Source organism: Streptomyces sp. NPDC059355 (assembly GCF_042752335.1).
Lineage (GTDB): Bacteria > Actinomycetota > Actinomycetes > Streptomycetales > Streptomycetaceae > Streptomyces.
The window spans coordinates 77,151-88,771 of the sequence record NZ_JBHYXN010000002.1; the positions used below are offsets into that span (position 1 = coordinate 77,151).

General features: G+C 70.7%; 10 protein-coding genes and 1 pseudogene. 6 read left to right on the forward strand and 5 right to left on the reverse strand.

The genetic code is table 11. The features are described from left to right. The first annotated feature begins 73 nt into the window (after window positions 1-73). Entirely contained in the window at window positions 74-727 is a 654-nt protein-coding gene (locus ACFXGI_RS02380; RefSeq protein WP_384702059.1) for a CBS domain-containing protein, read from the forward strand. 284 nt (window positions 728-1,011) lie between these two features. Here ACFXGI_RS02380 and ACFXGI_RS02385 read toward each other — a convergent pair whose 3' ends face one another. Further along, a complete protein-coding gene (locus ACFXGI_RS02385) occupies window positions 1,012-1,452 on the reverse strand; it encodes a hypothetical protein (protein ID WP_384702062.1) in 441 nt (146 codons plus the stop codon). Window positions 1,453-2,502: 1,050 nt separating this feature from the next. On the opposite strand from ACFXGI_RS02385, the gene ACFXGI_RS02390 reads away from it, so the two are divergent. The 4 genes and pseudogenes from ACFXGI_RS02390 to ACFXGI_RS02405 all read left to right on the forward strand — a co-directional run bounded on the left by ACFXGI_RS02390 (window position 2,503) and on the right by ACFXGI_RS02405 (window position 8,087). After that, on the forward strand, window positions 2,503-5,256 hold the full coding sequence (locus tag ACFXGI_RS02390; protein WP_384702065.1) for an IPT/TIG domain-containing protein: 2,754 nt from the start codon (window positions 2,503-2,505) through the stop codon (window positions 5,254-5,256). A gap of 471 nt (window positions 5,257-5,727) precedes the next feature. Beyond that, a pseudogene (locus tag ACFXGI_RS02395) lies at window positions 5,728-6,846 on the forward strand (alpha/beta fold hydrolase); the annotation flags it as partial. Continuing rightward, window positions 6,762-7,166: a CocE/NonD family hydrolase C-terminal non-catalytic domain-containing protein gene (locus ACFXGI_RS02400; RefSeq protein WP_384702681.1), complete on the forward strand. Its 405-nt coding sequence runs from the start codon at window positions 6,762-6,764 to the stop codon at window positions 7,164-7,166. The pseudogene ACFXGI_RS02395 and the gene ACFXGI_RS02400, both read left to right, overlap by 85 nt. Window positions 7,167-7,529: 363 nt before the next feature. Then, window positions 7,530-8,087, forward strand: coding sequence for a YceI family protein (locus ACFXGI_RS02405; RefSeq protein ID WP_384702068.1), 558 nt, complete (start codon window positions 7,530-7,532; stop codon window positions 8,085-8,087). Window positions 8,088-8,154: 67 nt separating this feature from the next. On the opposite strand, the gene ACFXGI_RS02410 is transcribed toward ACFXGI_RS02405, so the two are convergent. Beyond that, window positions 8,155-8,595, reverse strand: coding sequence for a cupin domain-containing protein (locus ACFXGI_RS02410; RefSeq protein ID WP_384702071.1), 441 nt, complete (start codon window positions 8,593-8,595; stop codon window positions 8,155-8,157). 301 nt (window positions 8,596-8,896) lie between these two features. On the opposite strand from ACFXGI_RS02410, the gene ACFXGI_RS02415 reads away from it, so the two are divergent. After that, complete coding sequence (locus ACFXGI_RS02415; protein ID WP_384702074.1) at window positions 8,897-9,061, forward strand: hypothetical protein; 165 nt, start codon at window positions 8,897-8,899, stop codon at window positions 9,059-9,061. Window positions 9,062-9,155: 94 nt separating this feature from the next. Here the strand turns inward: ACFXGI_RS02415 and ACFXGI_RS02420 are convergent, their stop codons facing one another. The 3 genes from ACFXGI_RS02420 to ACFXGI_RS02430 form a co-directional block, all read right to left on the reverse strand. Continuing rightward, window positions 9,156-10,526: a hypothetical protein gene (locus ACFXGI_RS02420; protein WP_384702078.1), complete on the reverse strand. Its 1,371-nt coding sequence runs from the start codon at window positions 10,524-10,526 to the stop codon at window positions 9,156-9,158. A gap of 300 nt (window positions 10,527-10,826) precedes the next feature. After that, window positions 10,827-11,378 (reverse strand): MOSC domain-containing protein, encoded by a 552-nt coding sequence (locus tag ACFXGI_RS02425; RefSeq protein ID WP_384702081.1) that lies wholly within the window; start codon window positions 11,376-11,378, stop codon window positions 10,827-10,829. 7 nt (window positions 11,379-11,385) lie between these two features. Then, window positions 11,386-11,619, reverse strand: a complete 234-nt coding sequence (locus ACFXGI_RS02430; RefSeq protein ID WP_384702084.1) for an acyl carrier protein — start codon at window positions 11,617-11,619, stop codon at window positions 11,386-11,388. Window positions 11,620-11,621: the final 2 nt, after the last annotated feature.

Sequence of the window (11,621 nt, forward strand, 5' to 3'; positions counted from 1 at the left end):
ACCCGGTTCCTCGACCTGTTCGCCCCTCACGGCAGCGGCACCCCGCTCGCCCACGCACGCTGAGGACCCCGCCATGAACTCCACCCCCTACACCGTCGCCGACGTCATGACCACCAAGGTCATCGCCGTCACTCCCTCGACCGGCTTCAAGGACATCGCCACCGCGATGGAGCAGTGGAAGGTGACCGCCCTGCCCGTCATCGAGGGCGAAGGCCGCGTGGTCGGCGTGGTCTCCGAGGCCGATCTCCTGCCCAAGGAGGAGTTCCACGAGCACCGCCCGGGCCTGATCGAGCAGATGCGCCGCCTCGGCGACACCGCCAAGGCCGGCTCCACCCGCGCCGAGAGCATGATGACCGCCCCGGCCGTCACGATCAGCCCCGACGCCACCCTGCCTCAAGCCGCCCGCCTCATGGCCGACCGGCACATCAAGCGCCTCCCGGTCGTCGACGCCGACGGCAGCCTCAAGGGCATCGTCAGCCGCGCCGACCTCCTCAAGGTCTTCCTCCGCAGCGACGAGGAACTGGCCACCGAGATCCGCCGCACCGTCGTCGACCGGCTCTTCCCCCTCTCCCACGAAGCCGTCAAGGTCACCGTCACGGAAGGCATCGCCACTCTGACCGGCCGGGTCAGAGACAGCCACCTGATCGGGATGGCCGAACGCCTCACCCACTCCGTCGAAGGCGTCGTACAGGTCCACTGCCGGCTGAAGGCGCCCGCCTCGCCATGAGCTTGGACTCGCCGGCCTCGAGTGACGGAGCACAACGCCTCCCCCACGGACACGGCAACCCCCACACCGGCAGAGTCCGCCGGTGCGCCGGCCCAGCGGCAGGCGGACACCAAGGCCACACAGCCCGACTCCGCCCCGCCGGCAGCGCCCTGGGGCGCCCGGGCCTCGATCGAGAAGGAGGGCACCGGTTCACCGTTCCGCGCGGCCACCGACGGGCCGGCGCCTTGCAGCGTTCGACAGTCAGATGACCACCCTCTCGACACGAGTGTGCCGGTGATCCCCGATCAGCGGCGGCCGGTGGCCAGGACGACGAGGAACTGGCCGCCGCCCGCCTCGATGCCGGCGGTCACCGGCAGCCCCGGTACCAGTCGGGAGAACCGGTCCACCAGCCAATCCGCCACCTCTTGGGCGTCCTTCCTGGTCGGACAACGGCCCACCACCTCGCGGCCCCCCTTGCGCTCCAGCCTGTCGGCAACAGCGATCAGCGGCGCGGGTTCGACGACATACAGGCGCTCCGGCCAGGCGATGACCACCTTGACCGCACCCTTGCGCGTATTGCACCCGCGGTGCGCGAGTCGCTCCGCGACCTTGGCCTTCCGGTCTGCGGTCCGGCTGTCGACACTGGGCCCCCGCGGGTCGTTCACCGACTCGTCGGGGTCGACCGGTTCGTCACACACCCAGCACCGCCAGCCGTCACGCTCGGCCACATCATCAAGGAGACTCATCCAAGTAAACTAGCCTGCCCGACCGCCACCCGCGCACCAGGGCCCGTGACGTGCGGGCCTGTCCGGCGTTGCCCCCGGCATGACGCCGTCGTGCGGCAGCAGCACCTTGCACGGCTGCCAGCGGGGGGACTTCATCGTCCGGTGTGTCCGGGCTCGCGAAGTGGAAGGGGACGCAGAGGTGGGACGCGAGGGCTCGGCCGGCTCTTTCGGCTGTCACCGCTGCCGGGTGGCGTCCTTCCGGCTTCTCGTCTTCTCCATGGTGTCGTCCAGCCATGGCCCAGTGGACGAGGGCCGGCGCGTGCCCGTCCGCGGGGTCTTCGATGATGGCCAGCAGTCTCACGAACCAGTCGTGGACGGCGTGGCCGTCCCAGACCGCCTCGATCGCCACGTTGCGGCCGAAGATCCCGCCGGCACGCCGGACCCGGGCCCCCCGCAGCTCGCGTTGGCGGGCGAACATTCCTGTCATTCAAGATCCGAAAGAGTCGACCAGCCCTGCCGACCCACGCCGTTCGGTAACGGGAGGCGTCCCACATCGGCCGCCGCGCGGCTGGCCCTCCGGCACCCGGCCGTCAAGGGATCCGGGCCCCTCAGCCTGGAGGCGCCCTCGGGCGCGGGCCGGGGGCGGATATGTGGAGAGCCCGGCCCGGGTGGGGCGCCGACGGAGGTCTGCACCAGCGCCCGTCCACCCCGGCCAGCCGGCCGGGGTGGACGAGATCGCGCGATGCCGTCCGACTTCTGATCGCGCGGTCCCGCCGCGAGGAAGGGCAACTACAAGGCCCCGCGCGCCCCGGGTCCGTCACCGAAGTACCCCGTAGCGCAAGCGGAAACGGTCCTTCAACGGGGGCTGTGTGCCTGGCTGTAGCCCAGGCGAGGGAAGTATCGGCAGGGCGCGCCGCCGACCGTGACGGGCGGCCGGACGTTCCGATAGACACCGCCCGTGATCAACAGCTATCGCAGAACAGCTGTCGCCCGCTGCCGATGCGCGGGCAGGACCGGCCTTCCGAACGAGACCGAAGGGGGGAGCCCGTGTCGATGCGACAGTCCCTCCGAATGAAGCGACGGGTGATGCGCGCCGTGCGCGGCGGGCCGCGTGCGCTCGCGCTCGCTCTCACCGTGGCGCTCACTGTGGCCGTGCCGGCCGCCTCGGTGTCCGCCGAACCACGACCCGGCGTCCCGGCCTCGACCGGCGTCCCCTCGCCTTCGGGGGGCGAGGGGACGCTGTCGCGGGCCGAGGTGAAGCAGCGCGTGGACGTGAGCGCGCTGCCCCGTCCCAAACGCACCGCCGAGCCCCAGGTGCGGCCCTTCCTCGCACCTGCGAAGCGGCGGGCGCCCGTGAGGCCGTTGCGGCAGCCGAGTCTGCCGGTCACCACCGCGCAGCTGACTCCGAAGGGCGCGACGTCGCTGAAGGCCGTACCTTCCACGGCTGTGGTGGAGCGACTGAAGACGTTCCCCACCCTCGGGAACGGCGACAACGACGCCGCCTCGCGAACCGCTCCCTCCGACACCAATCTCGCGGTCGGACCGACGTACATCGTCGAGTTCGTCAACCGCGCCGGCCAGATCTACGACAAGGCCGGCAACACGGTGGGCTCCACGTTCGACCTGGGCACCTTCTTCGGGTTCGCGGCGGACACGGGCGGTGACCCTCGCGTGCACTACGACGCGGGATCCGGCCGGTTCTTCGCCTCGTACGAGGGGCTCCTGGCCGGCGGAGACGAGAACGACGTCGCGGTCAGCGACACCTCCGACCCCCGCGGACACTGGACCGTCTACAACATCGGCAGCAACACCTCCAACGTGCTGCAGGACCGGCCGCTGCTCGGCTACAGCAACGACAAGGTCACGCTGAGCTGGAACAACTTCGACCGCAACCAGCCCGAGCCGCTGCCGTTCCTCGGCGCGGTGAACGTCGTGGTCAACAAGGCGGACCTGCTGGCCGGTGGCACGATCAACTTCACGACGTTCGCACAGGACACGACCCTGGACGACGCCGTACCGGCCACCTCGCTGTCGGCGATCAACGACCAGCTCTCGATGAAGCACGACGGCACCAACGTGGTCGTGACCACGATCACCGGCGTGCCCGGGGTCAGTGCGGTCAACCGCGCCGTGAACACCATCGCCATCGGAACCGCCGACGCGCCGCCGGCAGCGGCCCAGCCACCGGGGGGTGATGCCACGATCGAGACCAACGACGCACGGATGCTGTCGGTCGCCTGGCAGAACAACCGCCTGTGGGGCGTCTTCAACGTCAGCTGCACCCCCATCGGAGACACCGCGGTCCACGCCTGCCAGCGCTTCATCCAGATCGCTACCGGCGGGACCCAGACCCTGTCGACCAACCTCAACCTCGGCCTCGTGGGCGGCGACATCTACTACGGCTCGCTGACCCTCAACGACGAAGACGACCTGTTCGCAGGATTCACCGCATCCTCGTCCACCCTGTTCGCAGGCGGAGTCGCGATCGGAGTGCCCGGCGGCAACTTCCCGTCCACCACCTTCGGTGACTTCTACGCCGCGGGCACGCAGGCCTACACATGTGCCTGCAATGGCGCCCCCCGCTGGGGCGACTACTCGGGCACCGCACGTGACCCCAGCAACCCCAAGGACGTCTGGACGGTCCAGCAGATCGGAGCCACCGGCAACACCGGGATCTTCGGAGGCGACTGGGGCACCGCCATGGACCGCGTCACGCTGTCCCCGCCCACCGTCACCAGCGTCACCCCGAACCACGCACCCGAACTCGCCCAGTGCGTCAACACCGTGACCGTGCGGGGGACGGAGTTCCCCACCAGCGGCACCACCGTCAAGTTCGGCTCCGCGGCCGCCACCAGTGTGAACGTCATCGGTCCGGAGGAGCTGACCGCGCAGGTGCCCCCACAGGCGCGGGGCACGGTCGACGTCACCGTCACCACCGCCAACGGCACCAGCCCGATCACCGCCGCCGACCGCTTCACCTACGACCCGGACACGACCGCCCCGACCGTCTCCGCAAGCATCTCCCCCGCACCGAACGGTGCAGGCTGGAACACCACCAGCCCGGCGACCGTCAACATCAGCGCTTCTGAGGGGGCTTGCGCCTCAGGGGTCCAGAAGATCACCTACAGTGCGAGCGGCGCCCAGCCCATCGCATCCACCGTCGTCCCCGGCGCGACTGCGGCCGTCCCGGTCACGGTGAACGGCGTGACCACCCTGACGTACACCGCGACCGACAACGCGGGCAACACCTCCGCGCCGCAGACGATCACGGTGCGCCTCGACACGGTGGCGCCGGCGATCACCATCGTCCGCCCGGCCGCAGGCACCTACCTGTACCGCCAGGCGGTCACCGCGTCCTACTCGTGCACGGACGCCACCTCCGGGCTGGCGAGCTGCGTCGGTACGGTGCCCAACGGGGCCGCCATCGACACCTCCACCCTCGGCTCACACACGTTCACCGTGAACGCCAAGGACATCGCCACGAACCCGTCCACCAAGAGCGTCACCTACACCGTCGCGTACCGGATCTGCCTGCTCTACGACCCCACCCGGCCGGTCCGCCTCCTCGGCCAGGTCGTGATCTCCCTGCGGATCTGCGACGCGAACGGCAACAACCTCTCCAGCTCCAACATCACCGTCACAGCCGCCCGCATCACCGGCCCCGTCACCAGGACCGTCGGCACGCGGATGCTCTACACCCCACTGTCCGCCGGCTACAGCCTCCCCCTCAGCACGCGGGGGCTGCCCAACGGCAACTACAACCTCGAATTCACCATCAGCGGAGCAGACACCACCACCCACGTAGCGCCCTTCACCCTGCGCTGACACCCACAACCCGTCCAAGCTCGCCGGCCCGGCCCCGAACCCGGGGCCGGGCCACCCGCGTATCACTCCGCGAGCCCGACAGCAGACCCTGCAAACGCTCCAACCGCTCCATGGCATTCCTCCCCGATCGGCAGGCCACAGGCCGTACATGACCCAGACCACATACGACGCTACGCAGGGTTGAGGGGGCCGGGGAGGCGGCCGTCCTCGGTCGACCTCTGGCCTGTTGTCCGCTTTGGGGTTTACCCGGTGTCGTTCATTCATTCGAGTGACTGGTGCGGAACCCTCCCCGGGGTGATCTTGGCGGGATGAGCATGTGTCCGGCACCTCGTCACCATCCCTTTCACAGAAGGCGGATACAGCCATGTCTGCAGACGGAACCACGGATACCTTCTTCACGCTCGACGCAGATGACCTCGCGAAGCTGGACGCGATCCAAGCGTCCCGAAGAACCTCGCCCCCGGGCAGGCCTGCCCCGCGGTCGTGCTGCCCGCCCCTCTGATCAGCCTCGGGCACCGGGCCTACCTCGGCATGCTCGCCCGATGGACGCAGGGCGGCTACGTCGTCCTGGCCTACAGCCAGCGCGGTCTGGCCAAGTCCACGGGCGAGATCCACGTCGCCGGACCGCAGGATGTCGCCGACGCCACCGAGGTCATCAACTGGCTGGTCAAGCACGACGGGGTCGACGCGGACCGGATCGGGTTCTTCGGCGCCTCCTACGGAGCCGGCACGAGCCTGCTCGCGGCCGCGCAGGACCAGCGGATCAAGGCCGTCGCGGGAGCCAGCGCCTGGGCCGACCTGTTCACCTCGCTCTACGAGAACGGCACCCGCCACCTCGCCGCCTTCGAGGCGTTGGTGAAGCTGTTCGGCGAGGACCGGTGCTCGCCCGAGTTCCGCGAGATCATCCAGAAGATCCGCGCCAACACCATCGACGACCAGGTCAGGGACTTCGCCCGGGTCCGCTCACCCCGGGCCTACCTGGACAAGTACAGCGACGCCGGCACGGCCGTCCTGCTGACCACCACCTGGCACGAGACCATCTTCTCCGTGCCCTCCGTCATCGACTTCCACAACCACCTCACCAGCCCCAAGGTGCTCCTCGTCCAGGTCGGCGACCACGGCAACGCCGAACTCCCGGGCCTGGCCGGCCTCACCGCCAAGCCCACCGCCATGGCCTACCGGTGGATGGACCACCACCTCGGCGGCACCGCCGGTGACGGAGAGCCTCCTCGGTTCGACGTCCGCACGGAGGCGATGTTCCAGCCCCTCTCCGACTTCCGCCACGCCACCTGGACGAGTTCGCCCAGCCCGAGAAGCGGTTCCACCTCGCCGACGCAGCCGCCGGGCAGAGCGACGGGCAGCTGGCCCGGGACAAGCCGCAGGCCGGCTGGACCCGTTCGGTCAAGGCCACCGGCAAGGGCACCGACATCGTCGTCGCCCCCCAGCTCGTCCAGACCGGCCTGTCCGAGCGCCTGGGCCTGCCCCACTCCTACAAGACCGCAGACATCGACCGCGGCCTCGCGGCGGTCTTCACCACCGCGCCGCTGCAGCAGGCCTCGCTCATCCGAGGCGAGATCGAACTGCGGGTGACCGTGACGCCCCAGCAGGCGGACGCCACGATCGTCGCCTACCTGCTGGAACACAACCCCGCCACAGGCAGGGCCAACATCATCACCCACGCCCCGTACACCTTCACCGCCCAGCAGGCGGGCAAGGCCACCACCGTGACCTTCCCCCTCCAGCCCGCCCACTACCCCGTACAGAAGGGACGCCGGCTCCAGCTGGTCATCGACACCCACGACCCCTTCTTCGCCTACGACAACACCACCACCCCGGTGTTCACCGTCGACATCACCTCCCCTAAGGGCACCGAGTCCTACCTCGACATCCCCCTCCACCCCGCCGACTGACCCCACCCCCGCCACACCGGTCCGCCGCCGCACCGGCGCCCATCGGGCCCCGAAACGCGGCGCGGACCGCCTCAGGGCCGGCGGCCTCCACCACCCGCGACCACCGCCCCCTCCGGTTCCCTGGCCCGGCGGAGTCATGAGGGATTCCGGCAGCCTCAGGTGATCGGCCGGCCACGGGATGCTGTTGTCGCTCGCCGGCGCCCTCCTGAGTGTCGTGCATACCGGTGGCATGAGATCAGCGATCAGGTGCACTCCGCGGTCGGCCCCGTGCGTCTGGCCGGGCGGGAGCCGCTCACGCCCTAGCGTGGCTCCAGAGCCGATGCCGACGGACCGCCGCCGGGACCCAGGACCTATGGAGCCGCCTTGACCACGTCGCCCGCCCTCACCGAGCTGACCGGGGACTACGTCCTCGACCCCGCCCACACCAGGATCGGATTCATCGCCCGCCACGCCATGGTCACCAAGGTCCGCGGCGCGTTCCACCAGTTCGAGGGCACCGCCCACCTGGACGGCGCCGATCCGGCCCGGTCCACCGCCCAGGTGGTCATCAAGACCGACAGCATCGACACCGGCGTCGAACAACGCGACCAACACCTGCGCACCAACGACTTCCTGAACGCTCCCGAGTACCCCGACATCACTTTCCGCACCACCTCGGTCGAGCCGCACTCCGACACCGAATACCGGGTCAACGGCGACCTGACCATCAAGGACACCACCCGCCCGGTCACCATCGACTTCGAATACACCGGCAACGCAGTCGACCCGTACGGCAACCTGCGGGTCGGCCTGGAAGGATCGGTGACCATCTCCCGCAAGGAGTACGGCGTGACCTGGAACGCTGCCCTGGAAGGCGGCGGAGTCCTGGTCGGCGACAAAGTCGTCCTGGAATTCGACATCTCCGCGATCAAGCAGAGCTAAGCGAAGCCCCGACCGGCCCACTCACCCGGCATCGGCCAGAGCCCAGGAACCCGTGACTTGCGCCCCCCTACGTCGGCGTGAGGAGTGTGAAGTCGTCGAAGTCGAACCCGGGTGTCACCAGGCAGCTCACCAGGACCTCTTCGTCGCCGGCGGGGCGGGCGCTCTGCCAGTGGCCGGCGGGCACGCACACCTCCAGCTCGGTGCCAGGGGAACGGTGCGGTCCCAGGCGGTACTCGGTGACCGTGGTCGGTGTCGGCCCCGGCGGGCTGACGTACAGCGTGAGGGAGCCGCCGTCACGCCAGAGCCAGACCTCGTCGCTGGCCACCGTGTGCCACTGCGACCGCTCCCCCGGTGCCAGCAGGAAGTGGATGAGGGTGGCCGACGGCCGCTGACCGCGGCCGGCCGGATGCGCGACGGTGACGGGAGAGGTGTAGATCCTGCCGTACCAGCCGCCTTCGGGGTGGGCTTCCAGGTCGAGCGTGCGGGCGGTCTCGGGACGGGAACTCATCGGTGGCAGCCTCCGGTCGGGACGGCGCTCTCTGGGGTGGTGGGCGAACCGTAGCGCTCATCATGGTCCTGGAAGCCCATTCTGGTCAGTCAGCGCGCGCACTGGTGCCGGCAGTCCCCATGTGACGGTGACGTCGATCGCTGGTGACCCGCGACGGCCGTCACATCCAACCCCGTACGAGGGGCCCGGCGGAGCTGTCGGAACCGGGGTCGGGACCGGCTGCGGCACGGTGGAGAAATAGCCCCTGCCCTGCGCATCGTCGTCTCCCCCTGCGGATGCCGAAGGCGGGCGCCGCGTCCGCGTGCCCAGGGGGATCCTCGGCCGCGCCACCGGCCCCGGCGACCTCCTCGCATTCCCGCGCCGGGCCGGCTCGGACCCGGACGGCATCCGCTTGGACGATCCGCTGCTGATCGAGTGGCGCGGCGGCGGACCGGCCGTCTGGAGCCCGGGTACCGGCGAGGCTTGATCGCCGTGGGGGCCGCCGGTGGTGACGTGGGGGCTCGTACGGCGTTGTCCCCGGCATGCCGCAATGCCCCCGTTCCCCGTGCGGGGCCCCGGTCTCAGTCGGTGGCGGAGGCCGGATCGTCGAGTTCGTGCAGCCCCGCCGGGTCCTCGTCGGTCAGCACCTCTCCGCTCGCGGTGACGAAGCGCTGGGCGTGGCCGCGGTGGACGCAGAGGAGTTGGTCGCGGGTGCCGGTCCGGTCCCGGTGCACGGCCAGCGCCGGACCGTACTTGCTGCTGTGCCCCGGCATCGCGGTGTCCGTACTCCACCCCGCGCCGTCGAAGGCGGACCACCACAGCTGCTGGCGGGCGGGGTCCCGGTGGACGCACATCAGCTTGCCGTCGAAGACGGCGAGGCCGATGTTGCTCCGGGTGCGGTGGCCGGGCAGCGGGCCCTCGGAGGTCCAAGTGGTGCCGCGCAGCCTGGTCCAGTGGATCGCCCCGTCCTTGGGGTTGCCGTACAGCAGGTGCAGGTCGCCGTCGTACACGGCGAGCGCCGGGGACCTCGTGGTGGCGCAGCCGGGAACGGGTTCGGGGGTTGTCCAGCTGCGGCCGTCCCGGCTGGTGGTGACCATGATCCGCTGGGCGGCGTCGGCGTAGGCGAGGTGGAGCGCGTCGTGGAAGACGGCCAGCGCCGGGCCGTAGACGCTCTCCGCGTCCGGGACCGGCCGGTCCGGTGTCCAGGCGTCGCCGTCGTACGAGGTCAGCGCCATGCCCCAGTCGCCCGAGCCGCCGCGGTGCGCGCAGTACAGCCGGTCCTGGAACACGGCCAGGGCCGGGCTGCCCAGGGTGTGGTGGGCGGGGAACGGCTGGTCTTCGGACCAGCTGCCGTCCGCGCGGTGCGCGGTCCACCACAGGTCGGGGTCATCGCCCCGGCCCTGGTAGACGCAGTACAGGTCATCGCGGAAGACGGCCAGGGCCGGTGTTTCGGAGGCGTAGCGCGCCGTGAACTGAACGTCCGCTCCCCAGCCTTCGCCCGGCTCGAACACGCTGAACCACAGGCCGGTCTCGCGCGGCGGGGCGTTGAGGGCCACGGGGGCGAGGAGGGTGGGCGCGGCCCACGGCGAGACCAGCTCGCACCCGGCGCCCCGGGCGGCCGCCCCGATCTGTCCGGTGCGTCCGGTCAGCCCCGCACCGACGGCTTCGGCGAGGGCCTCGGGCAGTGAGCCGGCGAGCACCTCCTCCACCAGGCGGGGGAGGTCCCTGTCGGGCCCGGTGCTGTCGTGCCGTGCGAGGCGGTCGGCGGCGCCCTGGTCCAGTCGGAGGGCGAAGCCCCACTCCAGCAGTCGGACGGAAACGGCCGCCCCCGCCGCGGCGAGCTCCGCGCCCGCCCGTTCCGCGTTCTCCACGGCCTTGGATGACGGAGCGTCCGCACCGAACTCAGGTGCCTTGCCGTTCTGCCGCCGAGTGGCGGCGCCTTCGATCGCCATGCTTCCTCCTGCCTGTTGGGCCACGGGCCGGACAGCCCGCATTCCGCGCGACGCGCGGGCGAACCGTTCCGATCCGCGGATTGACATGAACGCTTGCGGCCCGTCTCCGGCCAGGTACGCGCCGGCCTGCGGGCTCTCCCACGGTTCACCGGGCGGCCGGTGTGGACAAAAGAGGTCGGGGCCGGATGCGGCCGGGCCTGCGCCGGCTCGGCTGCGGCCGGGACATCGGCGTACGGGGTCCTCCATCCAGTCATGGCGTGACGGGGTCCGGACACGTCGTGGTGGGCATCCGTGCCGCCCTCAGGGAAGGTCGGACGGAACGGGGGGCACGAGCTGTCGCGCGTCCTGCGGCAGCGGGAGGATCCGGTCGCCCACTCGGATCGTCCCGCCGCGGACCACTTCGGCCCGCAGGCCGCCGCGGTGCAGCAGGCCGCGGATCAGGCCGGGGCGGACCAGCTGTTCGAGACGGGTGCAGGGCTCGCTGAGTTTGAGGCCGCGCAGGACCACCGCGCCGATCTGGAACTCCTGGTCCACCAGCGGGTTGAGCCGGATCTCGCGGCAGACGAGGTTGCGTCGGCACTCGGCGGGAGTGAGCGTGATGCCGTGTTGGCGGGCGAGGGCCTCCAGTGTCTCGGCCTCGATGAGGGTGACGTCGCAGACCCCGGACGCCCGGCCGGTGCCCCGGCGCCGGGGCCTGGGGCCCTCGCCCGCCCAGTAGTTGCGGTCCCCCGCCAGCCCGCGGCCGGTCACCGCGCGGGCCTCTGCCACGCGGAAGGTGGGATCCCCGGCGCGCGCGGCGAGGTGCAGGGAGGTGACCCGGCCGGGTCCGTACGGCGGCGGGGCCTGTGCCATGGGCGGTTCACCCTTTCAGGAAGTGGTCCGTGAGGGATCGAAGGGTGCGGAACTGGTTCACGTCGATCTGGTCGAGCTGCAGTTCCCGGCCGATCAGGTCCTCCAGCAGCAGGATGAACTCCATGAAGCCGAGGGAGTCGATCAGCCGGTTCTCGATCAGGTCGAGGTCCTCCGGGATCTCTTCGACGGTGGGGTTGCGTTCGCACAGCCAGTCCACGACGGGCTTGATCACGTCGTCCATGG